Consider the following 23,523-nt stretch of genomic DNA (forward strand, 5'->3'; position numbering starts at 1 on the left):
TCCATGGGCGCAAGCATTCTCACCGCGAAGAACCTCAGCAAAGTGGTTCCCAGCGCGGAAGGTGAACTGACTATCCTGCACGAACTCAGCCTGGAACTGAACAAGGGCGACAGCCTGGCCATCGTCGGCGCGTCCGGTTCCGGTAAATCCACCCTCCTCGGCCTGCTCGCCGGCCTCGATCTGCCAAGCAGTGGCGAAGTTATCCTCGCCGGCCAGGGCCTGAGCAATCTGGATGAAGACCAGCGCGCACGCATTCGTGCCGAGCATGTCGGTTTCGTCTTCCAGTCGTTCCAGTTGCTCGACAGCCTCAATGCGCTGGAAAACGTCATGCTGCCGCTGGAACTTGATGGCCGCAAAGACGCCCGTGAACGGGCGACGGAGTTGCTCCAGCGCGTCGGCCTTGGCCAGCGTCTGACCCACTCGCCACGTCAACTCTCCGGTGGTGAGCAACAACGTGTGGCGATTGCCCGTGCGTTTGCTGCCGAGCCTGACGTACTGTTCGCCGACGAACCCACCGGCAACCTCGACAGCCACACCGGTGAGCGCATCAGCGATCTGCTTTTCGAATTGAACAAGGAGCGCGGCACCACCCTGGTGCTGGTGACCCACGACGAACGCCTGGCCCATCGCTGCCGGCGCCTGATCCGTCTTGAAGCCGGGCTGTTGGTCGCCCCTCTGGAGCCTTGATGGCACGTTTGCCGCTGTTGCGCCTGTTCAGTCTCGCCATACGCCAACTCATGCGCGATGCCCGCGCCGGTGAATTGCGCGTGTTGTTCTTTGCGCTGGTCGTGGCGGTGGCGGCGAGTACCGCCATCGGTTATTTCGGCGCCCGACTGAATGGCGCGATGATGCTGCGCGCGACTGAATTTCTCGGCGCCGATCTGGTTCTCGAAGGCAGTTCCCCGGCCCGTGAAGAACAGATCAGGAGTGGTACTGAGCTGCGCCTGAATCACGCGCAAGTGGTGGAGTTTTCCAGCGTCATTGCCACCGACAACGGCATCCAGCTGTCGAGCATCAAAGCCGTCGATCGCGCCTACCCGTTGCGTGGTGAACTGAAGAGCGCGCCCGCCCCGTTCGCTGCCGAAGAAACCGGCGGTGAACCGCAACCCGGCGAAGCCTGGGTCGAGGCACGCCTGTTGACCGCACTGGATCTGAAGATCGGCGACAGCATCGATGTCGGCATGAAGACATTGAAACTGGCGCGCGTACTGACGTATGAACCGGATCGCGCCGGCAACTTCTATAGCCTCACGCCCCGAGTGATGATCAACATTGATGACCTCGCCGCCACCGGCGTGGTGCAACCCGGCAGCCGCGTGAGTTACCGCGAACTGTGGCGCGGTGAACCGCAGGCGCTGGAAACCTATCGACAGCTGATCAAACCCGGGCTCGCTGCGAATCAGCGGATTCAGGACGCCCGCGATGGCAACCGACAGATTGGCGGAGCCCTCGGTAAGGCCGAGCGCTATCTGAACATGGCCAGTCTGGTCGCCGTGTTGTTGGCAGGTGTAGCTGTGGCGTTGTCGGCCAACCGTTTCGCCAGTCGCCGTTTCGACGCCAGTGCCTTGCTGCGCTGCCTCGGATTATCGCGCCGGGAAACCATGGTGCTGTTCAGTTTGCAGTTGACCGTGCTCGGCTTGCTCGCCGCGCTCAGCGGAGCGCTGCTCGGCTGGCTGGCACAACTGGGTTTGTTCGCGCTGCTGCATGATTTGTTGCCAAGCGATGTGCCACCGGGCGGTCTGTTTCCAGCCATTGCCGGAATCGGCACCGGGTTGGTGGCGTTGGCCGGTTTCGCCTTGCCGCCGCTGGCTGCGCTGGGCCGCGTGCCGCCGCTGCGTGTGCTGCGCCGGGACATGTTGCCCATCCCGTCGAGTACCTGGATGGTTTACGGCGCAGCCTTGGGTGCGCTCGGCCTGATCATGTGGCGCCTGAGCCTCGATCTGCTGCTGACGTTCGCCTTGCTCGGTGGTGGTGTAGTTGCCGCGTTGGTGTTGGGCGGTCTGCTGTTGTTACTGCTGCAAAGCCTGCGGCGGATGCTCGCCCGTGCTTCGCTGCCGTGGCGGTTAGGTCTGGGCCAGTTGCTGCGCCATCCCTTGGCAGCGGCTGGTCAGTCGCTGGCATTCGGCCTGATTCTGCTGTCGATGGCCTTGATCGCCCTGCTGCGTGGCGAACTGCTCGACACCTGGCAAAACCAGCTACCGAAAAACGCTCCCAACTATTTTGCCCTGAACATTCTGCCAGCAGACAAACAGGCCTTCACCGATCACCTGATCAAAGTGTCCGCGCAAGCGGCGCCACTGTATCCGGTGGTACCGGGACGGCTGATCAGCATCAACGGCGAAGCCGTGCAGCAAATCGTCAGCAAGGATTCGGCCGGCGACCGTGCCGTGCAGCGCGATTTGAGCCTGACCTGGGCGGCGGATTTGCCGGCGGGCAACAAGCTCACCGCCGGTGAGTGGTGGAAAGATCAGCCAACCGACGGCGTTCCCGGCGTATCGGTGGAAGGTAAAGTCGCCGAAAGCCTCAAGCTCAAACTCGGCGATCACATGGTGTTCAGCGTCGGCGGGGTCAATCGTGAAGCGAAGGTCACCAGCCTGCGTGAGATCAACTGGGACAACTTCCAGCCGAACTTCTTCATGATCTTTCAGCCCGGCACGCTGAAGGATCTGCCGGCGACTTACCTGACCAGCTTCTATCTGGCGCCAGGTCATGATCAGCAGATCGTCGAACTATCACGCACCTTCCCGGCGGTGACCATTCTTCAGGTCGAAGCGCTGCTGGAACAACTGCGCAGCATCCTCGCCCAAGTCACCCTGGCCGTGGAATATGTATTGTTGTTTGTCTTGGCGGCTGGAATGGCCGTGCTGTTTTCCGGCTTGCAGGCGACGCTCGATGAACGCATTCGCCAAGGCGCGCTGTTGCGTGCGCTGGGTGCGGAGCGGCAGTTGCTGATCAAGGCACGGCGTATCGAGTTCGGTTTGCTCGGTGCGGTCAGCGGATTGCTCGCGGCGATCGGCTCGGAAGTGGTGAGTCTGGTGTTGTATCGCTACGCGTTCGATCTGCCGTGGCACCCGCATCCATGGTTGTTGGTGCTGCCGTTGATTGGCGCCGCGCTGATTGGGGGGGCCGGCGTGTTCGGTACGCGCCGGGCACTCAACGCAAGTCCACTGACAGTGTTGCGTGAGGGTTGATAGACTCAGTCGGTCTTAATCACAAGAAGTTGCCATGAGCCGTTATCGCCCTCCACGCCCCGCCGGCACCGCGTTGATCACCCCTGAGGGTGAAGCGCGGATGCGCGCCGAATTCCATGAGTTGTGGCATGTGCGCCGCCCGCAAGTCACGCAATCGGTCAGCGAAGCGGCGGCGCAGGGTGATCGCTCGGAGAACGCTGAATACACCTACGGCAAGAAAATGCTGCGCGAGATCGACAGTCGCGTGCGCTTTCTCACCAAGCGCCTGGAAGCATTGAAAGTCGTCAGTGAAAAACCCAGTGACCCGAACAAGGTCTACTTCGGCGCATGGGTGACCATCGAAGACGAAGACGGCAAGCAATCGCGCTACCGCATCGTCGGCCCGGATGAACTGGATCTGAAACTGGGTCTGATCAGCATCGACTCGCCACTCGCCCGCGCCTTGATCGGCAAGGCGCTGGATGCAGAAGTCAGGGTGCAGACACCGACGGGTGAGCAGTTCGTTTACATCGTCGCCATCGACTATCCGTAAAGCCTGTCAGCGGCGAGTGATCAAACCCTGACGCGCAACGCGGACCAGTTGCTTGATCATCTCCGGCGCATCCTCAGCGCTCGGTGCCTGAATCACTGCCAGATCAAAACTGTCGCTGGCAAAACGCGCCAGCGACTCGCCGTCTTCGACGAACTGGATCAGGAACGCGGCAGGACCGCCGCTGCGACGTGGCCAGCCATCGAGATAACGCAACAGCGTCGGCTGATGTTTGCCGCCAAGGAGGATTTTCGGGTTGCGTTGAGTGATATGCGCAGTGATCGGCGCAGGACGTGCTGGAGGGCGTAGTGCATTCATCGTGTCGTGTCTCTGCCTCAAAAGTCTGCATGGCAGGTGAGAGGCAACACCGAACCAGCGCTTTAGCGGTATTTCGAAGCCCTGTTCCGGCTTCTGACGGCAACTGTTGAAGTCACCTGGCGCCCCGCAAGTAGCTGTTTAAATCGGCGCATGGGCAACATCCTAGAGAACGTGACCGATCAGTGTCAAGAATCAGCCGCAACAAAAAAGGCCCGCACAATGCGGGCCTTTTCCTTGAGCCAGAGCGCTTAACCGGCGATGGCGCGGTCCACCGAGAGCTTGCCGGCGCCTTCGATCAGCACGGCGAGGCTGCCACCGAGCAGGGCCAGCGCGAACTCGTAACCGTTGTTGGCCATAAACAGACCGTTACTGATGTGTACGGTGAAGATTGCCACCAGCGACAGGAAGGTCAGACCCAATGCCGCCGGGCGTACCAGCAGGCCGATGATCAAGGCCAGGCCAGCGAAGAACTCAGTACCGCCCGCCAGCGTCGCCATCAGGTAGCCCGGGTGCAGACCAATGCTGTCCATGTACTGCGCGGTGCCCGCCAGACCATAACCACCGAACAGACCGAAAAGTTTTTGCGAACCGTGAGCCGCGAAGATCACGCCGACAGCGATGCGCAGGATGGTCAGACCGTAGCCAGCGCGGGTGAACAGTACTTTGTTGATCAGAGAGCTCATGGGGCATTCCTTGTTTTTGCTAGAAGTTATGTGTGTTGGTTGGCCGCTATATTAATCAGTAAATTTCATGTTAAAAGCGCAAATATTCCGCCATAACAATCAGTTTATTAGATCATTTCCGTGAGACGACTTTTTGCGCCCCGGGCTCCAACGACTCCCGCTCCCGGTCGAACGCCAAGTAATACTTGTTCACGCTATTAACATAGCTGACCGGCCCCATTCCTACCTGCTCCATGGCGATGCGCTCGACCTGGAAGAACCACTGGTTAGGATTCAGCCCCCGGCGTCGGGCCTCAGCGCGCATGCCCTGCACGCGCTCGGGGCCGATGTTGTAGGCCGCCAAGGTAAAGGCCATGCGCTCGCGCTCATTGAGCTTGGGGCTGTTGAAGAACTTGCGGCGGATCATCGCCAGATATTTGGCCCCGGCCTGCACATTCGCATCAAGATTCTGAATGTTGCTCACGCCGACTCGCTGAGCGGCGGACGGGGTGATCTGCATCAGCCCGGTCGGGCCACTGCCGCTGCGGGCATTGGGTTGCAGGCGTGATTCCTTGAACGCCAGTGCGGCCAGATTGAGCCAGTCCATGTTCTGCGCCTGCGCGTGCTTTTGCAGGGTCGGGCGCAGTTTTTCCAGGCGTTGGCGGTCAGCCTTGGCCAATGGATAGTGGACTTGATAGAGACGGCGATAGATGCGCAGAAACGCGGCATCTTCGTTGGACGGTTTCTTGTAACCACCGAGGAAGCGATCAATGCTCGCACGCAACATCGCAGCATCGCGGCGTACAAACCAGTATTCCTCGCCCGGCTCGCTGATCATCAGTTGCCGGTCAAAGCGCAGTTTCGGCAGGATCTTGCCCCAGCGTTCGGCAATCGGCTGCTCAACGATGGTCAGGTGAAAAATCCCGCCCTGAACCATCTCCAGCACATCTTCGACCGCCAGCGTCGGATCAACCCATTCGATCTTGATCGGCGCCAGTTTGTGCAACGCCAGTTTCTGGTTGAGCTGACTGACCGCCTCCCCCGCCGCACTGCCGGTCGGCAACGCCAGGGTTTTGCCGGAAAGCTGCTCGACTTTGGTGTAGCGCCGCTCACCTTTGATCCCGACCAGCACCAGCGGTATGTTGCTGGCGATCGGTTCGCTGCTGGCCACGGCATAACCAGGTTGCAGATCGAGCAATTCACCCGGTGCGACCAGATCACCTTCGCCACGCTGCAAGGCGCCGAGCAGTTGATCCTTGGCTTTGGGAATGATTTTGAGGGTAAGTTGCTGGCCATCGCGGGCGTGGCCGTTGAGGTATTGCTCGAAGGCGCGCAGGCGATGGTATTCGACGCCGATGGCCTGACCCTGAACTTCACCGGAGCTGTTGCGGCTCTGATTGACCAGCACGCGCAACACGCGGCTGCTGCGAATCTCGGACAAGTCCCGCACCTTGGCCGCCGGAACGGCTTGCAGTGGCCCGGGCAGGCGCGCAACCGCCGTCATCGGCAGCAGTAACGATCCACACAACAGCAGCAAAACCGAGGGACGAACCATCCACTCTCCGGAAAGAATAGGGGGCGATTTCATCTTTAAAATGTCGAAATCACCGACGAAAACAGAGCGCCATGAGCGCTGGCAACGTGCGAGAGACTGGCACAGTAATGGCACTTCTACCAAACCGGTCTGCGTCGCGGCATCAACAGACAGCTATAACTTGTTGTAGTTCTTGGCTTTTCTTATGAATCTACAGCTCTGGTATGCTTTCCGGCCTTCGGCCCGAGGTAGCAACCATGCAACTCATCGATATCGGCGTCAACCTGACCAATCCCAGTTTCGCCGACAAACATCAGGCCGTGCTTGATCGCGCCTATGCCGCCGGGGTTTGCCAACTGGTGCTGACCGGCACCAGCGTCGAGGGCAGCGAACAGGCTCTGGAGCTGTGCCAGCAACTGGATGAGAGCGGTCAACGGCTGTTCGCCACCGCCGGTATTCATCCGCATTCGGCCAGTGACTGGAACGCTGACAGCGCCCGTCGTTTGCGAAGCCTGTTGCAAGAAAAAAATGTAGTCGCCGTGGGTGAATGCGGGCTGGATTTCAACCGTGATTTCTCGCCGCGCCCACAGCAGGAAAAAGTCCTCGAAGAACACTTGGCGCTGGCCGTTGAACTGCAATTGCCGGTGTTTCTGCATGAGCGTGATGCCAGCCAGCGTTTGCTGGAAATCCTCAAAGGCTTCCGCGATCAACTGCCCGCCGCGGTGGTGCATTGCTTCACCGGCGAGCAAAAAGCCTTGTTCAGCTATCTCGACCTGGATCTGCACATCGGCATCACAGGCTGGATCTGCGACGAACGCCGTGGCACGCATTTGCATCCGCTGGTGAAAGAGATCAAACGCGGGCGCTTGATGCTGGAAAGCGACGCGCCTTATCTGCTGCCGCGCACCCTGCGACCGAAACCGAAGAACGGCCGCAATGAACCGGCGTATCTGACCGAAGTGCTGCGTGAAGTGGCGTTGCATCGCGGCGAGACCGAGGAAGATCTGGCGGCGCACACCACTGCGTGTGCCCGCGCGTTCTACAACCTCCCCGCCCTCTCCTGACACACCGAAATTCCCCTGTGGGAGCGAGCCTGCTCGCGAAAGCGGTGGTTCAGATGGCAATGATGTTGGCTGACACGCCCTCTTCGCGAGCAGGCTCGCTCCCACAGGGGGCGATGTGTTCTTTTGATATGTATCAAGATCCGCGGATCTGCATAGCGGCACAATAATGGCACCTTGCCAAAACTGTTTCCGCTATCAGAGAAGACCTCCATGGGTGCCTGGCTTAGCAATATCTCGCTGAAATACAAATTCTGGGCGGTCAATGCGGTCGCCTTCGTTACTACCCTGCTGCTGGTGCTGTACGCCGTGCAGCTCGAACAACAGGCGCGCAGTCACGCGTCACAGGCCTCGGCGCAAGCCCAGGCACAACTGCTCAAAGCCTGGCCGGCCGGGCAACCGCTGCCGAAGACCGATCAGGTGCTGACCTTCAAGCGTGGCGAAGCACCGCGCCTGAATGATCAACCCTTGCTGGAAATAACTGAAAGCAACGGCTGGAACGAAATCAATCACCTACCGCTGTTCGGTGACAACCCATTGATGGGCGCCGAAGTGTTCAGCCGCGCCGATGGCCAGCAGGTCGCGGTGATTGCCTACGGCCCGAGCCTGAGTCAGGTGTTCAGCGAGCGTTTCGCCAATTACGCAGTGGCGGTGTTCATCCTGATGTTCGCCATGCTGTGTGCCTCGCAACTGTTGATCCGCTTCCTGCTCAGCCAGCTCAACACCTTGAAAGACGTGATGCTCCACGTCGAAAAAAGCGGTGATCTCTCGGCCCGAGTGCCATTGGCGGGCAAAGATGAAGTCGGGCAGATGGCCAATGCGTTCAACGCGATGCAGGCCGGTTATCAGCGCGTTGTCAGCACCGTGGCCAACACCGCACGGCAACTGGATGTCGGTGCGGCGCGGCTGGCCTCGAGCATGAACGAAGTGCGTAACGGCATGCTCGGCCAGCAGAGCGAAACCGATCAGGCCGCTACCGCGATCAATGAAATGACCGCCACGGTTTATCACATCGCCCAACACGCCGGCGCCACCCGCGACCTGTCGCAGACCGCCGATGGTCTCGCCGGCAGCGGTCAGCAAGTGGTCGCGCGAGTGCAGCACTCGATTGCCGGGCTCTCCAGCGGCGTACAGCAGACCGCCGAGATGATTCAACGGCTGGCCGAAGACAGCCAAAAAATTAATGGCGTGGTCAGCGTGATTCACAGCATTGCCGAGCAGACCAATCTATTGGCGTTGAACGCTGCGATCGAAGCGGCCCGCGCCGGTGAAATGGGCCGAGGGTTTGCCGTGGTCGCCGATGAAGTGCGCAATCTGGCCAAACGAGTACAGACTTCGACTGACGAGATCACCACCATGGTCTCGGCGTTGCAGGCCGGCACCCGCGACGCGGTGGATTTCATGCAGGAGAGTTCGTACAAGGCCGACGATTGCGTGCAGCAAGCACAAGAGGCCGGCGAGGCGCTGGCGGAGATCACCGGAGCGGTGGCGCAGATGCGTGAGAGCAACACGCAGATTGCCGTGGCGGCGGAGCAGCAAAGCCAGGTCGCCGAGGAGATGAACCGGGCGGTGGTAAGTATTCGCGATGTGACCGAGAACACCGTGCAGCAGACGGTGGATTCGGCGACCACGAGTAATGAATTGGCGACGTTGGCTGGGGAACTGAGCAAGGCCATAGGTCAGTTGAAACTCTGAAGATCAAAAGATCGCAGCCTTCGGCAGCTCCTACAGGTGTACGCATTTCAATGTAGGAGCTGCCGAAGGCTGCGATCTTTTTTGTCCATAATCCCTATGATGCCAATAGCCAACCTTGATTCGCCGCCCTCCGCGCCCGGGCCTATTCTTCAACCATGAGTTCAACATGGATCGAGGAGTAGAAAACATGGGTAAACGTCACCCCAACCTTCCCGCGTGGCAATGGCGCGCGTACCCGGGCAATCACCAGCACCCGACCAATCTGGTGTTGCACCTGATCGCCGTGCCGCTGTTCATCGTCGCGTTTCTGCTGATCGTCTCCGGGGTGTTCAGCCTGAGCTTGGCCAGTGTGGCCATCGGCGTGATCGGCATCATCGCGGCGCTGGGTTTGCAGCGTCATGGTCACAGCCTGGAGGCGCAAGCCTCCGAGCCGTTCAGTGATCGTAAAGATGCGGTGTCGCGGTTACTGGTCGAGCAGTTTCTGACTTTTCCGCGCTTCTTTCTCAGTGGCGGCTGGTGGCGCGCCTGGCGTGAGCGCCACCGTCGGCACTGAGTCAGGCGAAGATTGTGACGGTCTGACGACTCATCGCAATCAATTCACCTTCAGCGCTCCACAACTTGGCGGCGACATGGCCGTAGCCGTCGGCGGCGTACTCGATGTCGGCGAGGTATTGGCACCAGTCCAGCGTGCTCAAGTCGCGTAACGGCTGAACGAATTCGATGGTCCAGGTCAGCGTGCTGCCCGGCGCAGGCTTCTTCAGATACGGCAACAGCGCGGGCGGCCATGCGTCCACCAGGGCCAACAGATGCGCCTCATTGACCGGCTCTTCTTTGACATCCCCACGCAAGCGCACCCAGCCGCCCATCAGCCGCGATTGATTGCCGGTGAACGGCATCCCACCGACACTCCAGCGCATCGCCAGATGACGCATGAATTCCGGGGTCACGCCTTTGATGTAAGGCAGCTCCTGGCATTCGTCCCAGTGTTTCATTGCCGGCGCCGGATACGCTTCGACGGCAACCTCCGACGGCCGCGAGGCACCGAAGCTGCCTTGAATGATCGTTACCACCTGACCATTCTGCATCGCCCGGCCCATGACCTGGCTGACGGCTTTGCCTTCACGCAGCACATCCACTTCAAAGCTCACCGGGACTTCAGGCTCGACCGGGCCGACAAAAGTGATCGCCAATGAACGCACCGGGCGATCGGCCGGGACTTTCGCGCGCATGGCTTCGTATTGCAGCGCGGCAACCAGACCACCGAAACTGGCACGGCCCTGACCCCATTCGGCAGGAATCGTCAGTTCCGGTTGGCGGCGGACCGCATCGAGCAGATCGCTAAAGCGCATGGCAACCTCAGAAAACGAGAAAGGAATGCAGGGATCTTAACCAGAGCTGCAGAGCGCCGCAGCGTCTATTCCGGTCAAAGAGACTGACAGAAAGGCCTTACCAGGCTTCCTGACACACACAACACCCTGTGGGAGCGAGCCTGCTCGCGAAGAGGCCGTGTCAGTCGACATATTTGCCGTCTGAACCACCGCTTTCGCGAGCAGGCTCGCTCCCACAGGAATCGTTGTGAATGGAGAGTTATTTGAAACAGGCTGAACTGAGTTTTTCCAGCACGCGATCAGCCTTCGCTTCGGCGTTGATCATGGTCGCCTGCCAAGTGGCGACACAAGGCTGCAGATCCGCCTCCAGCTCAGCCTTCGCCAACCACTGCCAGCAATCGTGCCAGTCACCCAACGCGCCCTGGGCCGATTTCAATCGCGCCAGCGCCGCTTCGGGCAAGCGGTCCAGTTCGGGATAAGCTTCGATGCCGTACCGCACGCGCTTGATCAGCAAGCGCAAGCGATGACGGTCGTGAGCGGGATCGTGCAGTGCTTCGTCGAGTTTCTGCCATTGCTTGCCCAGGCGTTTTTCGATGCGCTTGTCCAAACCTTTGAGCAAGCCCTGACGTTGGGAAGCGCGCAGGAATCGCGGGAAAGCGTCGAGAATCATCAGCAGCGAAGCGACCTCGGCACTCGCCGCCAGCGCCGGATAGGCCTCAGCCATTTGCGCCATGCGCCGCTGCGCGGCTTGAGGCTGATCATGCTGAAGCAAGTACGCCGCCAGCACTTCACGATCACGCCATGGCGTGGTCAATTGGCCGACTGCCGAAGCGGCGTCTTCCAGTTGCTCGACGCCTGGCAAGCCGCGCAATGGCCGCAACAGGCTGCGCAAGCGCCGCACCGTGGTGCGCAGATCGTGCAGCGCCTCGGGGTCGGTGCGTGCCGTCAATCGCGCCTGACAGGCCAACAGACGCACCTCCAGACTCAGGACATGAGCCACCAACCGGTCAATCATGGGTTTACTCCGTAAACAGTTAGAAGCTGCAAGCTGCAAGCTCCAAGTGTGAGCGCCTACTACTTGTAGCTTGTAGCTGAGATCTTGCCGCTGCTTTTATCGGCCGGCGCGGGATTCGCGAATGTAGAAACGCGCTTTCTCGGCTTTCTTGCTGCAGCCTTCGAAACCCTCGAATTGTTGCTGGGTCTTGGCGGCGGTCAGCAGCGACAACGCTTTGGAGTAGCTGACGGTGCCGGCAAAGCCTTCGGCCTTGGCCAGATCCAGTTCATGCCAGGCCGCGTCGAGCTGGCTACCGCAGCTGTCGCGGTAAGCGGTTTTACCGGCGCAACCGGCCAATACCAGAGCCATCAACGGCACACAGATCCAGGCTTTCATCACTCACACCTCAGAATAGGTCAACAGTCGTGCAGGTAAGACGGCTTGGTTGCGAAAAAGTGCCTCGCCGGCGGGTGAAACCGCGCAACTGAGAAGGATAGCGCCGAAGGGTCATGCAGTATCGAAAAAACGACGTCACCGGCGCACTCAACGACCTCGGCGATTGAGCCAGCCCGACGATGGGTGCATTGTGCAACCTTGTCGGGAGGAAGTTTGATGAAAAAGCGTGTCGCACTGGTGCTGGGCTCCGGTGGCGCCCGGGGTTATGCCCATATCGGAGTCATTGAAGAGATCGAACGACGCGGTTACGACATCGCCTGCATTGCCGGGTGTTCGATGGGCGCCGTGGTCGGCGGGATCTACGCCGCCGGCAAGCTCGACGTCTACAAGAACTGGATCGAAAGTCTCGACTATCTGGATGTGCTGCGGCTGGTCGACGTGAGTTTTCGCCTCGGCGCGATTCGCGGCGAAAAGGTCTTCGGGCAGATCCGCAAGATCGTCGGCGAAATCAACATCGAAGACTTGCGCATCCCCTACACCGCCGTCGCCGCGGATCTCACCAATCAACAGGAAATCTGGTTTCAGGAAGGCTGCCTGCATCAGGCCATGCGCGCCTCGGCGGCGATTCCGAGTCTGTTCACGCCGGTGATGCAAGGCAATCGCATGCTGGTCGACGGCGGTATTCTCAACCCGCTGCCGATTGTGCCGGTGGTGTCGAGCCACTGTGATCTGATCATTGCGGTCAACCTCAACTCGACCAACCAGCGTCACTACAAACTGCCGGTGATCCAGCGCCCGGCCGCGTTTCGTTCGCGCTTCGACAGCCTGATCAGTTCGCTGGGGTCGAAGATGCCGTTCCGCCGAACACAGGCCGAGCAACTGTTACGGCTTGAGCAGGAAGCGCTGCGCGCCGAGGCGGCGGATATCAATCCATGGCTTGAAGGCGCCGAGCCGGAGAGCCAGCAACCCGCCGCCGCACCCGAACGTGAAGGCGCACCGAAATCGGCGACCGGTTCGTTCATCATCGATAACGTCGGGCCAGCCTCGCTGCTGGATTTGATCAACCAGAGTTTCGAGGTGATGCAGACCTCGCTGGCGCAGTACAAGATTGCCGGGTATCCGCCGGATATTCTGATTAACGTGCCGAAGCGGGTGTGCCGGTTTTTCGAGTTTTACAAGGCGCCGGAGTTGATCGCATTGGGACGGGAGATTGCGCGGGATACGCTGGATCGGTATGACAGTGAGCAGGGTTGATCGACTGAAAAATCTCGATTGAATGCAATGCCCTCATCGCGAGCAGGCTCACTCCTACAAGGGGAATGCATTCCAAATGTAGGAGTGAGCCTGCTCGCGATGAGGCCAGAAAAGACAACACAACTACCTACAGGCTGTTCTCACTCAACAACCGATAACCAACCCCGGCTTCAGTGACAATAAACCGCGGCCGCGTCGGATCATCCGCCAGCTTCTGCCGCAAATGCCCCACCACAATCCGCAGATAATGGCTGTCTTCGGTATGGGTCGGCCCCCAGATGTCCTTGAGCAATTGCTGCTGGGTAATCACTCGCCCCGGATGCCGCGCCAGTTGCGCCAGCACCGCGTATTCCTTGCGGGTCAGCGCCACTTCGACACCGTCGAGCAACACCCGCCGATAGGCCAGATCCACCGTCAACGGGCCGAAACTCAATGCCGCCTGCTGCGCCTCCCCCGCCGGCGCCTGACGTAACAACGCGCGGACCCGAGCAAGGAATTCCTGAATGCCGAACGGCTTGGTCACGTAGTCATTGGCGCCGCCATCCAGCGCCTGGACTTTCTGCCCTTCGCTGGCGCGCACCGACAGCACCAGCACCGGCGCAGTGGCCCACTCGCGAAACTCGCGCAGCACTTGCTGGCCGTCCATGTCCGGCAGGCCGAGGTCGAGCACCAGCAAGTCCGGTTTGTTCAGCGCGGCCTGCGCCAACCCCTCGGCACCGGTGCCGGCCTCGAGCACTTTGTAGCCCTGGGAAGCGAGGCTGATGCGCAGGAATTTGCGGATCTGCGGTTCGTCGTCGATGACCAAAATGGTCGCGGTCTGGCTCATGAATTCACATCAACACAAATGATTGGCAAGAGAGTAGCGCAGTCGGCTTCAGCCTTCATCGTCCATCCCCGGTTGCGTCTGCAACGGCAAGTGCAAGGTGATGCAAGTGCCGCGTCCGTCGATGCCGTCGGCGACACTGATACGACCGCCGTGCGCACCGACCATGCCCTGACAGATCGCCAGGCCCAGGCCGGTGCCCTGGCCGCCGCGATCACCCCGGGCAGCGGTGTAGAACATGTCGAAAATCTTCGCCCGCTCGTCCTCGGGAATCCCCGGCCCCTCGTCACTGACCGAGAAGAAAATCTCCTCGTCATTCGCTCCCGCGCTGAGTTGCAAACGACCGTGAACGGGTGAAAAGCGCGCGGCGTTTTCCATCACATTGACCAATGCCTGTTCGATCAACGCGGCATGCACGAACAACAGCGGCAACTCGCTCGGCACATCGGTGCTGACCTGCAACGGCGCGAGCACCGCGCGCAGACGATTGAGCGAACTGCCGACGATATCTGCCGGCGATACCCAGTCCCGCGCGAGCTTCAGCGCGCCGTGGCCGAGGCGGGTCATGTCGAGCAGATTCTGGATGTAGCGATCGAGGCGTTCGGCTTCATCGCGGGTGCCTTCGAGCAGTTCACGACGATCCTCCAGCGGGATCGCTTCGCCGAGGGCCAACAGACTGTCGATGCTACCGCGCATGGCGGTCAGCGGCGTGCGCAAGTCATGGGACACGGAGGCCAGCAAGGCACTGCGCAATTGTTCGGTCTCACCGTGCAGGCGCGCAGCTTCCAGATCATCGGCCAATTGCGCGCGCGCCAGCGCTTGGGCGAGCGGCTGACTCAATGCGGTGAGCAAGCGGCGACGCTGGCCACTCAAGGTCTGGCCTTCTTTGGCGCAGACACCGAGCAGCGCCAGCGGTCCGTCCTCGACCGATAACGGCCACCACCACCAGCGCCCGAACGGCAGCGTGCCGGTACCCATGCCCGCCGGTTGATCGTGCTGCCAGGCCCAGTCGGCGGCGGCACGCTCGGACTCGGTAAACTCCAACGGCCCGCCGGTCTCGACTTTCCAGCCGCCCTGGCCGTCGCGATTGAGCAGGCACAGTTGCAGATCGCTCCAGCCATTGAGGTGTTGCGCGGCTGCGCTGACCACCGCTTGGCGATCGGTCGCGGCGGTGAGTTTGCGCGACAGATCGAGCAGTTCGGTGGTTTCTTCCTGGGTGTCGCGCAACGCCTGCAATTGCCGACGCTGACGCGCCGCGAGGTTGCCCGTCAGTGCCGCCATCAACAGGAAAAACAGCAGGGTCAGCACGTCTTCTTCGCGCTGAATGCTGAAAGAAAAATTCGGCGGGATGAACAAAAAATCGTAGGTCAGAAACGACAGCGCCGCACAAGCCAGCGCCGGGCCGAGACTGCTGCGCACCGCCACCAGCAACACGGCCGCGAGAAACACCAGCGAGATATTCGGCAGCGGCAACACACTCGACACCGCCCACGCCAGAGCACTGGCCAACACGGTGGCGACCAGCGCCAGCGCATAGTCGAACCACACCAGTGTCAGCGGGTTTCGCGGGCGTGACTGCGGGTGTTCATGATCATTGTCGAGGACGTTGATTTCCAGCCCATGGGCTTGACGCAAGAGACGCGCCGCCAAGCCACCACCGAACAGTCGACGACGCCAACTCGGCCTGGACTGGCCGACCAGCACCAGACTCGCACGGCGCTCGGCGGCATGCTGGACCAAGGTTTTCGCGACTTCACCGGCGCGCAATAAAACCACTTCACCACCGAGGCGCTCCGCCAATTGCTGAGCGCTTTGCAGACGCAGGCGTGATTGCTCGTCGCGCACCGCACCGTTATCGACATGCACCAGACTCCACGGCAGATGCCGGCGCTGGGCGACGCGACTGGCATGGCGCACGAGGCGTTCGGCTTGCGCATCACCATCAACGCCGACCAGCAAGCGCCCACGTACCGCCGGCGCGGCCTGACCGAGCTGGCGATAGCCTTGGGCGAGATCGTTATCGACCTGCGCCGCGGCGGTTTGCATCGCCAGCTCACGCAACGCGGTGAGGTTGGTCTGGGTGAAAAACGCATCGATCGCCGCGCGCGCCTGCTCCGGCACGTAGACCTTGCCTTCACGCAAGCGCTCGAGCAATTCGCGCGGCGGCAGGTCGATCAGCAGCAGTTCGTAAGCTTCTTGCAGCACCCAGTCCGGCAGGGTTTCGCGCACTTGCACACCGGTGATGCCGCGCACCTGATCGTTGAGACTTTCCAGATGCTGGACGTTGACCGTGGTGAACACGTCGATGCCGGCGGCGAGCAGTTCCTGAATGTCTTGCCAGCGTTTCGCGTGGCGACTGCCGGGGGCATTGCTGTGTGCCAGTTCATCGACCAGCACCAACTTCGGCTTGGCCGCGAGCAGGCCGTCGAGGTCCATTTCTTCGAGCATCACGCCACGGTATTCCGAGCGTACCAACGGTTGCTGCGGCAGGCCGCCGAGCAGCGCTTCGGTTTCAGCGCGGCCGTGGGTTTCGACGACGCCCGCAATAACTTTCACGCCTTGGCGCAGCTGTGTGTGCGCAGCCTGAAGCATGGCGTAAGTCTTGCCGACACCGGGGGCGGCGCCGAGAAAAACCTTGAGCCGGCCACGGCCGTCACGGGGCAGGTCTGCTAACAGCGCGTCGGCGCGGCCGGAGTCGCTCATGCTTGATGTTCTCTCTTGCTGATAGTTATGCAGTGTTCTTTCGGCCCTCTTCGCGAGCAGGCTCGCTCCCACAAGGAGTATGCATTCCACTGTGGGAGCGAGCCTGCTCGCGAATGGCCGCGCCGCGGATTCAGAGCTTTTCCAGTGCCATGTTCAACTCAAGCACATTCACCACCGGCGGCCCCACCAACGGCTGCTCGATGTGCGCGTCGAGCAGTTGTTGCAAGGTCGACACCGGCACATTTCGCGCTGCCGAGACACGCGCCAGTTGATAGGCAATTGCTGCCGGTGGCAAGTGTGGATCGAGGCCACTGCCGGAAGTGGTCAGCAGCGCCAGCGGCACCGGCCCCTGGCCGGGAACCTGCAGTTTGTTGGCGTCGTCGATCACCCGCGTGGCGAGTGCCGGATTGCTCGGCGCCAGATTGCTCGCGCTGCTGGAAACCGTAGCAAACGCACCGGCGGAGGGACGTGGATGGAACCACGCATCGCCGACGAAATCCTGAGCAATCAGCGACGAGCCGCGGACTTTGCCGTCGGCGTCTCGCACCAGGCTGCCATTGGCTTGCGCGGGAAATGCGACTTGCGCAACGCCGGTTACCACCAGTGGATAGGCGACGCCGGTGACCAGGGTCATCAGCACCAGCAGGCTCAGGGCAGGACGTATCATTGTGGACATTGCAAGATCCTCGAATTCGTTGGGCAAACTTTGGTGGGGTGTCAGGGGGATCTTTTCCCCCTCACCCCAGCCCTCTCCCCCAAGGGGGCGAGGGGGAAAGGGAGCCGATCTTTGTGCAGTTCAAACCTGAGTTCGACTCGGGATTTCGGGTCGGTACAGCTTCCGTAAACACCTAGGTCAGTCCCCTCTCCTCCAAAGTCGCCAAGGGGATAGGGAGCCGATTTCTGTGCTTTTCAAAACCTGAGTTCAGCTCGGTATTTCAGCTCGGTGCAGCTCCCGTAATCACCCCGGTCGGTCCCCTCTCCCCCCGGGAGAGGGCTAGGGTGAGGGGCTGCGATATCAGCCTCACACCAGATGCATCGCCGTAAGCAACATGTCGATCGCCTTGATCCCCACGAACGGCACCAGAATCCCGCCCAATCCATAAATCAACAGATTGCGTCGCAACAACGCCGCCGCACTCGCCGCTTGCACGCGCACACCGCGCAGCGCCAGCGGAATCAGCACGACGATGATCAAGGCGTTGAAGACAATCGCCGAGAGAATCGCGCTCTGCGGACTGGTCAGTTGCATGATGTTCAGCACACCCAACTGCGGATAGATCGAAGCGAACAGCGCCGGCAAAATCGCGAAGTATTTGGCCACGTCGTTGGCGATGGAAAACGTCGTCAGCGCACCGCGAGTCACCAGCAATTCCTTGCCGATCTGCACCACGTCGAGCAGCTTGGTCGGATCGCTGTCGAGGTCGACCATGTTCGCCGCTTCGCGGGCAGCCTGGGTGCCGTCGTTCATTGCCATGCCGACGTCAGCCTGGGCCAGCGCCGGGGCATCGTTGGCACCGTCACCGCACATCGCAACCAGACGACCGTCGTTCTGCTCATGACGAATCCGTGCGAGTTTTTTCTCTGGCGTGGCTTCAGCGAGGACGTCATCGACCCCTGCTTCAGCGGCAATGGCGGCAGCGGTCAGCGGGTTGTCGCCGGTGACCATTACGGTGCGAATGCCGAGTTTGCGCAGTTCGGCAAAACGCTCGCGAATCCCCGGTTTGACCACGTCCTTGAGGTGAATCGCGCCGAGCAATTTACCGTCGGCGCAGACCAGCAATGGCGTGCCGCCGCTCTGCGCAATCTTGTCGATTTCCCGCGACAGTGCCGGGGCCAGGTCCGAGCGTTTCTGACCGAGGAAACTCAGCAGCGAATCCACCGCGCCTTTGCGGTAGACACGGCCCTGATAGTCGACACCGGACAGGCGGGTTTCAGCGCTGAACGGCACGGCGGTCAGGGTTTCCAGCGCCGGCTCAGGCTGCGGATGCAGACCGCGCAGGTATTCGACGATGGATTTACCTTCAGCGGTTTCATCGGCAAGCGAAGCAAACAACGCACCTTCAGCCAGCTCGCGACCACTCACACCCGGCGCGTCATACACCGCACTGCAACGACGGTTACCGAAGGTGATGGTGCCGGTCTTGTCCAGCAACAGCACATGCACGTCGCCCGCCGCTTCCACTGCGCGACCAGACTTGGCGATCACGTTGAGGCGAACCAGACGATCCATCCCGGCAATACCGATCGCCGACAGCAAACCGCCAATGGTGGTCGGGATCAGCGTGACCAGCAGCGCCACCAGAAACACCAGCGGCAGGCTGCCGTTGGCGAAGTGGGCGAACGGTTGCAGGGTCACGACCACCAGCAGAAAGATCAGGGTCAGGCCGATCAGCAGGATATCCAGCGCCACTTCGTTCGGGGTCTTCTGGCGTTTGGCGCCTTCGACCAGGGCGATCATGCGATCGAGAGTGGACTCACCGGGGTTGGCGGTGATCTGCACCAGCAGCCAGTCGGACACCAGCCGCGTGTTGCCGGTAACAGCGGAACGGTCACCACCGGACTCACGAATCACCGGCGCCGATTCACCGGTGATCGCCGCTTCGTTGACCGCTGCGATGCCTTCGATGACTTCGCCGTCACCGGGGATCATCTCCCCGGCTTCGACGCGCACCACATCGCCTTTGCGCAGGCTAGCGGCTGGCACCACTTGAAAGCTGCCATTGGCCTGTTTGCGCCGTGCGCTGAGGCCTTCACTGCCAGCCTTGAGGCTGTCGGCGCGGGCCTTGCCGCGACCTTCGGCCAAGGCTTCGGCGAAGTTGGCGAACAGCACGGTGAACCACAGCCACAGGGCGATTTGCGCGGCGACGAAGGTCGGCACGTCGGCATCGGGAATAAAGCACAGCACGGTGGTGAAAATTGCGGTCAGTTCGACCACCAGCATCACCGGCGAACGCTTCAGTTGCCGTGGGTCGAGCTTGACGAAAGCTTGCAGCAGCGCCGGCCGCCACAGGGCCGAGATCGCGGTTTTCGGTGCTTCTGCCGACTTGGTCGGCTCTGCAGGTTTTGCAGGAACGTGCATATTCATGATGGATTCCTTAGAAGCCCATACTTAAATGTTCGGCAATCGGGCCGAGCGCCAGAGTCGGCAGAAAGGTCAGGCCGCCCACCAGCAAAATGGTCACGGTCAACAGCGTCACGAACAGCGGGCCATGGGTCGGGAAGCTGTTCTGGCCGATCGGTGCGGTTTTCTTCATCGCCAGGCTGCCGGCCAAGGCCAGTACCGGAAGGATGTAACCGAAGCGGCCGATCAACATGCCCAGGCCCAGCATCAGGTTATGGAAAGGCGTGTTGGCGCTCAGACCACCGAACGCCGAGCCGTTGTTGGCGCTCGCCGAGGTGTAGGCATAAAGCAACTGGCTGAAACCGTGCGGGCCAGGGTTGCTGATGGTTGCCGCAGCACTGGGAACCGCGGCGGCAATCGCACCGAGCACCAGCACGCCAACCGGCATGACCAGCAAGGTCACCACCAGCAATTGCACTTCCCGCGCCTGGAGTTTCTTGCCGAGGTATTCCGGCGTACGCCCGATCATCAGACCGGCGAGGAACACCGCGATCAGCACGTTGAGCAACATTCCGTAGAGCCCCGCCCCGACGCCGCCGAAGATCACTTCGCCGACCATCATGTTGACCAGCGCAACCATGCCGCTTAGCGGGTTGAGGCTGTCGTGCATGCCGTTGACCGAGCCGTTCGAGGCCGCCGTTGTCGTCACCGACCACAGCACGGTGGCGGTGGTGCCGAAGCGTGCTTCCTTGCCTTCCAGCGGCGCAGTCTGTTCGACGGCAGCGTTGTTCAGGGTCGGGTTCGGCTGATATTCGGCCCACAGCGAGGTCGCGCCGCCGATCAGGAACAGCGCGAGCATGCAGGCGATGATCGCGCGGCTCTGGCGCAGGTCCTTGACGTAGTGACCGAAAGTGAACACCAGCGCCACCGGGATCAGAATGATCGAAGCGACTTCGAACAAGTTGCTCCACGCGGTCGGGTTCTCGAACGGGTGCGCCGAGTTGACGCCGAAGAAACCACCACCGTTGGTGCCCAGTTGCTTGATCGCAATCTGGCTGGCGGCCGGGCCGAGCGGGATCACTTGATCAACGCCCTGCATGGTCACTGCATTCACATACTGCGCGAAGGTTTGCGGCACGCCCTGCCAAACCAGGTACAGCGCCAACAGCAAGCACAATGGCAGCAAGCCGTAGAGGGTGGCGCGGGTCATGTCGACCCAGAAGTTGCCGAGGGTTTTCGTCGATTTGCGGCCGATGCCACGGCACAACGCAACCAGCACGGCGAGGCCAGTGGCGGCGCTGACGAAGTTCTGCACGGTGAGGCCGACCATCTGGCTCAGGTAGCTGAGGGTCGCTTCGCCGCTGTAGGACTGCCAGTTGGTGTTGGTCATGAAACTGACCGCGGTGTTGAACGCCTGGGTCCATTCCTGGCCCGGCAGATTTTGCGGGTTCAGCGGCAAGTGATCCTGAAACAACAGAATCGCGAACAACAGCAGGAAACCGGCAAGGTTGAACGCCAGCAGTGCCAGCGTGTATTTCTGCCAGCTCTGTTCAGCCTCGGGGTCGACCCCGGCGATGCGGTAGCAACCGCGCTCGACCGGGCCGAGAACCGGCGTCAGCCAGGTGCGCTGACCTTCCATCACTTTGTAGTAGAAGCGCCCGAGGAACGGCGCCGGCAACAGAACCACCGCAAAAAACGCGAGGATCAGCCAATAGTCATAACTGTGCATAGCCGCTCCTAGTTCCGATCCGCGCGCAACAGCGCAACCAACAGATAAATGAACAGCCCCACTGCCAATAGCAGTGACACCCCGTCCAGAACGCTCATGGAAGATCTCCGTGTTACGGCGTATTGCCGTGTGTGCAGGCATTGTCGGAAAGGAGGCTGTAAAGGAACGAGAGCGAGGGTGTTGGCTGTGCATAAAGAAAGCGTAAAGAGTGGGTTTATGCCGGCGTTACAGGTGGGTTTGCGCTGTATGGGCGGGCCTCTTCGCGAGCAGGCTCGCTCCCACAGGGGTCGGCGTTGTTCGGGCGAGCGCATTTCAAAAATGTGGGAGCGAGCTTGCTCGCGAAGACGGCATAACCGCCAACATCGCACCCAACTGGCGCACAAAAAGCAGCTATCCCACCGTGAACATCCCCGATACGACAGCTTTCAACTCATTACGACTTGTTTCAGCGTACTGGCACGCCCACTGCAAACGCCCTTCCCCGAGCTTTCCAAACCGTTCAGGGAGCAACCGCATGAACACACAACTCAAACCCACACTGGGCACTTTGCACCTGTGGGGCATCGCCGTAGGGCTGGTGATTTCCGGGGAATACTTCGGCTGGAGTTACGGCTGGGGCGTGGCCGGAACACTGGGTTTCCTGGTGACCTCGTTCATGGTCGCGACCATGTACACCTGCTTCATATTCAGCTTCACCGAACTGACCACCGCGATTCCCCATGCGGGTGGGCCGTTTGCCTACAGCCGTCGCGCCTTCGGTGAAAAAGGTGGATTGGTCGCAGGTCTGGCGACGCTGATCGAATTCGTCTTCGCGCCACCGGCCATTGCTCTGGCGATTGGCGCATACCTCAATGTGCAGTTTCCGGCACTCGATCCGAAACACGCAGCCGTCGGCGCCTACATTGTATTTATGGGACTGAACATTCTGGGCGTGAAACTGGCGGCGACGTTCGAGCTGATCGTCTGCGTGCTGGCCGTTGCCGAACTGCTGGTGTTCATGGGCGTCGTTGCGCCTGCGTTCAGCTTCAGCAACTTCGCTCTCAATGGCTGGGCGGGGTCGGATGTGTTTGGCGCACCGGCAATTGCCGGGATGTTCGCGGCCATTCCGTTTGCGATCTGGTTCTTCCTCGCCATTGAAGGCGCGGCGATGGCCGCCGAAGAAGCCAAGGATCCGAAGCGCACGATTCCCAAGGCCTACATCAGCGGCATCCTGACCCTGGTGTTGCTGGCGATGGGCGTGATGTTCTTTGCCGGCGGTGTCGGCGACTGGCGCACCCTGGCCAACATCAACGACCCGTTGCCGCAAGCGATGAAAACCGTGGTCGGCGACAACTCCGGCTGGTTGCACATGCTGGTGTGGATCGGCCTGTTCGGCCTGGTCGCCAGTTTCCACGGGATCATTCTGGGTTACTCGCGTCAGTTCTTTGCCCTCGCCCGCGCTGGTTATCTGCCGGCCTCGCTGGCGAAACTCTCGCGCTTCCAGACGCCGCATCGCGCCATCATTGTCGGCGGCATCATTGGCATCGCGGCGATTTACAGCGACGGTCTGATCAACCTCGGCGGCATGACCCTCACCGCGGCGATGATCACCATGGCCGTGTTCGGCGCCATCGTGATGTACATCATGAGCATGCTCAGCCTGTTCAAACTGCGTAAATCGGAACCCAATCTCGAGCGTACTTTCCGCGCGCCGTGCTATCCGTTGATTCCGCTGATTGCGTTGGTACTGGCGGTGGTGTGTCTGGTGGCGATGGCGTGGTTCAACGCGTTGATCGGCTTGATCTTCCTCGGCTTCATGGCAGTCGGTTTCGGCTATTTCCTGCTGACTGGGCAACTGCGTGCCAACGCACCGGCCGATGCGATGCTGACGGGCAATTGAGGGATTTCGGGTGTAGCGGGTACAAGCAGCCTAGAATGGAACCACTGCGAGTTCACTTCGCTCAAACGTGGTATGCAGCGTCGCACGGCGAAATCCTCGTCCGTCGATCTGCCATTAAGGAGAGCCGTTATGCCTTGGTATGCCTGGTTGATTCTGGTCGTTGCAATCGGCTCGATCGTCGGCGGATTGATGATGTTGCGCGATACCGCCAACAAGGTCGATCTGACCGATGAAGAACGCAAGCGCGTTGCCCAACGCAATGCCGAAGCTGATGCCAAAGATGCACAAGACCGTTGAACACAACCCCGCCTGATCGGCGGGGTTTGTGCTTTTTATAGCCATTGGACCTATCCGCACGCTTTTAAG

The 23,523-nt window shown here is 60.7% G+C and carries 21 protein-coding genes; 9 read left to right on the forward strand and 12 right to left on the reverse strand.

Annotation, left to right across the window (positions count from 1 at the left end):
• The first annotated feature begins 3 nt into the window (after positions 1-3).
• The 3 genes from HU718_RS21675 to greB are packed head-to-tail and all read left to right on the forward strand — an operon-like array spanning position 4 to position 3,723.
• On the forward strand, positions 4-687 hold the full coding sequence (locus tag HU718_RS21675; RefSeq protein ID WP_007908572.1) for an ABC transporter ATP-binding protein: 684 nt from the start codon (positions 4-6) through the stop codon (positions 685-687).
• Positions 687-3,191 carry an ABC transporter permease gene (locus HU718_RS21680; RefSeq protein WP_186613855.1) on the forward strand — a complete coding sequence of 835 codons (2,505 nt, stop codon included), beginning with the start codon at positions 687-689 and terminating at the stop codon, positions 3,189-3,191. Before HU718_RS21675 ends, HU718_RS21680 begins: the two co-directional genes overlap by 1 nt.
• A gap of 34 nt (positions 3,192-3,225) precedes the next feature.
• Entirely contained in the window at positions 3,226-3,723 is a 498-nt protein-coding gene (gene greB / locus HU718_RS21685; RefSeq protein ID WP_016985509.1) for a transcription elongation factor GreB, read from the forward strand.
• Between the two features lie 6 nt (positions 3,724-3,729).
• Here greB and HU718_RS21690 read toward each other — a convergent pair whose 3' ends face one another.
• The 3 genes from HU718_RS21690 to HU718_RS21700 form a co-directional block, all read right to left on the reverse strand.
• Complete coding sequence (locus HU718_RS21690) at positions 3,730-4,038, reverse strand: hypothetical protein (protein WP_016985510.1); 309 nt, start codon at positions 4,036-4,038, stop codon at positions 3,730-3,732.
• A 248-nt stretch (positions 4,039-4,286) separates the two neighbouring features.
• The gene (locus tag HU718_RS21695; RefSeq protein WP_007908568.1) at positions 4,287-4,721 is read right to left on the reverse strand and encodes a DoxX family protein; all 435 of its coding nucleotides are present in this window, start codon (positions 4,719-4,721) and stop codon (positions 4,287-4,289) included.
• Positions 4,722-4,833: 112 nt separating this feature from the next.
• Positions 4,834-6,255, reverse strand: a complete 1,422-nt coding sequence (locus HU718_RS21700; RefSeq protein ID WP_102900372.1) for an MltF family protein — start codon at positions 6,253-6,255, stop codon at positions 4,834-4,836.
• Between the two features lie 236 nt (positions 6,256-6,491).
• On the opposite strand from HU718_RS21700, the gene HU718_RS21705 reads away from it, so the two are divergent.
• From HU718_RS21705 to HU718_RS21715, 3 genes are all read left to right on the forward strand, one after another.
• Positions 6,492-7,298 (forward strand): TatD family hydrolase, encoded by an 807-nt coding sequence (locus HU718_RS21705; protein WP_110720407.1) that lies wholly within the window; start codon positions 6,492-6,494, stop codon positions 7,296-7,298.
• A 210-nt stretch (positions 7,299-7,508) separates the two neighbouring features.
• Positions 7,509-8,990: a methyl-accepting chemotaxis protein gene (locus HU718_RS21710; protein ID WP_186613853.1), complete on the forward strand. Its 1,482-nt coding sequence runs from the start codon at positions 7,509-7,511 to the stop codon at positions 8,988-8,990.
• A 187-nt stretch (positions 8,991-9,177) separates the two neighbouring features.
• The gene (locus tag HU718_RS21715; RefSeq protein ID WP_034155260.1) at positions 9,178-9,543 is read left to right on the forward strand and encodes a DUF962 domain-containing protein; all 366 of its coding nucleotides are present in this window, start codon (positions 9,178-9,180) and stop codon (positions 9,541-9,543) included.
• Position 9,544: 1 nt separating this feature from the next.
• Here HU718_RS21715 and HU718_RS21720 read toward each other — a convergent pair whose 3' ends face one another.
• The 3 genes from HU718_RS21720 to HU718_RS21730 form a co-directional block, all read right to left on the reverse strand.
• A complete protein-coding gene (locus tag HU718_RS21720; RefSeq protein WP_102900369.1) occupies positions 9,545-10,339 on the reverse strand; it encodes an acyl-CoA thioesterase in 795 nt (264 codons plus the stop codon).
• Positions 10,340-10,577: 238 nt separating this feature from the next.
• Entirely contained in the window at positions 10,578-11,333 is a 756-nt protein-coding gene (locus HU718_RS21725; RefSeq protein ID WP_150706467.1) for a CHAD domain-containing protein, read from the reverse strand.
• A 96-nt stretch (positions 11,334-11,429) separates the two neighbouring features.
• Complete coding sequence (locus HU718_RS21730; RefSeq protein WP_016770894.1) at positions 11,430-11,708, reverse strand: hypothetical protein; 279 nt, start codon at positions 11,706-11,708, stop codon at positions 11,430-11,432.
• Between the two features lie 216 nt (positions 11,709-11,924).
• Between HU718_RS21730 and HU718_RS21735 the strand changes: the two genes are divergently transcribed.
• Positions 11,925-12,962 carry a patatin-like phospholipase family protein gene (locus HU718_RS21735; protein ID WP_016985518.1) on the forward strand — a complete coding sequence of 346 codons (1,038 nt, stop codon included), beginning with the start codon at positions 11,925-11,927 and terminating at the stop codon, positions 12,960-12,962.
• A 127-nt stretch (positions 12,963-13,089) separates the two neighbouring features.
• Here the strand turns inward: HU718_RS21735 and HU718_RS21740 are convergent, their stop codons facing one another.
• From HU718_RS21740 to kdpF, 6 genes are all read right to left on the reverse strand, one after another.
• Positions 13,090-13,788 (reverse strand): response regulator, encoded by a 699-nt coding sequence (locus HU718_RS21740; RefSeq protein WP_110720402.1) that lies wholly within the window; start codon positions 13,786-13,788, stop codon positions 13,090-13,092.
• A 48-nt stretch (positions 13,789-13,836) separates the two neighbouring features.
• Positions 13,837-16,488, reverse strand: coding sequence for a DUF4118 domain-containing protein (locus tag HU718_RS21745; protein WP_150729600.1), 2,652 nt, complete (start codon positions 16,486-16,488; stop codon positions 13,837-13,839).
• Positions 16,489-16,618: 130 nt separating this feature from the next.
• Entirely contained in the window at positions 16,619-17,164 is a 546-nt protein-coding gene (gene kdpC, locus HU718_RS21750; RefSeq protein ID WP_186613851.1) for a potassium-transporting ATPase subunit KdpC, read from the reverse strand.
• A gap of 345 nt (positions 17,165-17,509) precedes the next feature.
• Positions 17,510-19,573, reverse strand: coding sequence for a potassium-transporting ATPase subunit KdpB (gene kdpB / locus HU718_RS21755; RefSeq protein WP_186613849.1), 2,064 nt, complete (start codon positions 19,571-19,573; stop codon positions 17,510-17,512).
• A gap of 10 nt (positions 19,574-19,583) precedes the next feature.
• Entirely contained in the window at positions 19,584-21,278 is a 1,695-nt protein-coding gene (gene kdpA, locus HU718_RS21760; RefSeq protein WP_127929263.1) for a potassium-transporting ATPase subunit KdpA, read from the reverse strand.
• A gap of 8 nt (positions 21,279-21,286) precedes the next feature.
• Positions 21,287-21,376 (reverse strand): K(+)-transporting ATPase subunit F, encoded by a 90-nt coding sequence (gene kdpF / locus HU718_RS21765; protein WP_007899818.1) that lies wholly within the window; start codon positions 21,374-21,376, stop codon positions 21,287-21,289.
• A gap of 416 nt (positions 21,377-21,792) precedes the next feature.
• Between kdpF and eat the strand changes: the two genes are divergently transcribed.
• Together eat and HU718_RS21775 are read left to right on the forward strand one after the other, a co-directional pair.
• Positions 21,793-23,157, forward strand: coding sequence for an ethanolamine permease (eat, locus tag HU718_RS21770; protein ID WP_150706474.1), 1,365 nt, complete (start codon positions 21,793-21,795; stop codon positions 23,155-23,157).
• Between the two features lie 129 nt (positions 23,158-23,286).
• Positions 23,287-23,454 carry a DUF2897 family protein gene (locus HU718_RS21775; RefSeq protein WP_095120497.1) on the forward strand — a complete coding sequence of 56 codons (168 nt, stop codon included), beginning with the start codon at positions 23,287-23,289 and terminating at the stop codon, positions 23,452-23,454.
• Positions 23,455-23,523: the final 69 nt, after the last annotated feature.

The sequence above is a fragment of the Pseudomonas tensinigenes genome, assembly GCF_014268445.2.
GTDB lineage: Bacteria > Pseudomonadota > Gammaproteobacteria > Pseudomonadales > Pseudomonadaceae > Aquipseudomonas > Aquipseudomonas tensinigenes.

Excerpts from the sequence above, each read along its gene's own strand:
- kdpF (WP_007899818.1), bottom strand. The coding sequence starts at position 21,376 with ATGAGCGTTCTGGACGGGGTGTCACTGCTATTGGCAGTGGGGCTGTTC.
- HU718_RS21745 (WP_150729600.1), bottom strand. The coding sequence starts at position 16,488 with ATGAGCGACTCCGGCCGCGCCGACGCGCTGTTAGCAGACCTGCCCCGT.
- HU718_RS21710 (WP_186613853.1), top strand. The coding sequence starts at position 7,509 with ATGGGTGCCTGGCTTAGCAATATCTCGCTGAAATACAAATTCTGGGCG.
- HU718_RS21720 (WP_102900369.1), bottom strand. The coding sequence starts at position 10,339 with ATGCGCTTTAGCGATCTGCTCGATGCGGTCCGCCGCCAACCGGAACTG.
- HU718_RS21775 (WP_095120497.1), top strand. The coding sequence starts at position 23,287 with ATGCCTTGGTATGCCTGGTTGATTCTGGTCGTTGCAATCGGCTCGATC.
- HU718_RS21675 (WP_007908572.1), top strand. The coding sequence starts at position 4 with ATGGGCGCAAGCATTCTCACCGCGAAGAACCTCAGCAAAGTGGTTCCC.
- HU718_RS21700 (WP_102900372.1), bottom strand. The coding sequence starts at position 6,255 with ATGGTTCGTCCCTCGGTTTTGCTGCTGTTGTGTGGATCGTTACTGCTG.
- HU718_RS21705 (WP_110720407.1), top strand. The coding sequence starts at position 6,492 with ATGCAACTCATCGATATCGGCGTCAACCTGACCAATCCCAGTTTCGCC.
- HU718_RS21735 (WP_016985518.1), top strand. The coding sequence starts at position 11,925 with ATGAAAAAGCGTGTCGCACTGGTGCTGGGCTCCGGTGGCGCCCGGGGT.
- HU718_RS21730 (WP_016770894.1), bottom strand. The coding sequence starts at position 11,708 with ATGAAAGCCTGGATCTGTGTGCCGTTGATGGCTCTGGTATTGGCCGGT.
- HU718_RS21690 (WP_016985510.1), bottom strand. The coding sequence starts at position 4,038 with ATGAATGCACTACGCCCTCCAGCACGTCCTGCGCCGATCACTGCGCAT.
- HU718_RS21725 (WP_150706467.1), bottom strand. The coding sequence starts at position 11,333 with ATGATTGACCGGTTGGTGGCTCATGTCCTGAGTCTGGAGGTGCGTCTG.
- HU718_RS21695 (WP_007908568.1), bottom strand. The coding sequence starts at position 4,721 with ATGAGCTCTCTGATCAACAAAGTACTGTTCACCCGCGCTGGCTACGGT.
- kdpC (WP_186613851.1), bottom strand. The coding sequence starts at position 17,164 with ATGTCCACAATGATACGTCCTGCCCTGAGCCTGCTGGTGCTGATGACC.
- eat (WP_150706474.1), top strand. The coding sequence starts at position 21,793 with ATGAACACACAACTCAAACCCACACTGGGCACTTTGCACCTGTGGGGC.
- kdpA (WP_127929263.1), bottom strand. The coding sequence starts at position 21,278 with ATGCACAGTTATGACTATTGGCTGATCCTCGCGTTTTTTGCGGTGGTT.
- HU718_RS21740 (WP_110720402.1), bottom strand. The coding sequence starts at position 13,788 with ATGAGCCAGACCGCGACCATTTTGGTCATCGACGACGAACCGCAGATC.
- HU718_RS21680 (WP_186613855.1), top strand. The coding sequence starts at position 687 with ATGGCACGTTTGCCGCTGTTGCGCCTGTTCAGTCTCGCCATACGCCAA.
- HU718_RS21715 (WP_034155260.1), top strand. The coding sequence starts at position 9,178 with ATGGGTAAACGTCACCCCAACCTTCCCGCGTGGCAATGGCGCGCGTAC.
- greB (WP_016985509.1), top strand. The coding sequence starts at position 3,226 with ATGAGCCGTTATCGCCCTCCACGCCCCGCCGGCACCGCGTTGATCACC.
- kdpB (WP_186613849.1), bottom strand. The coding sequence starts at position 19,573 with ATGAATATGCACGTTCCTGCAAAACCTGCAGAGCCGACCAAGTCGGCA.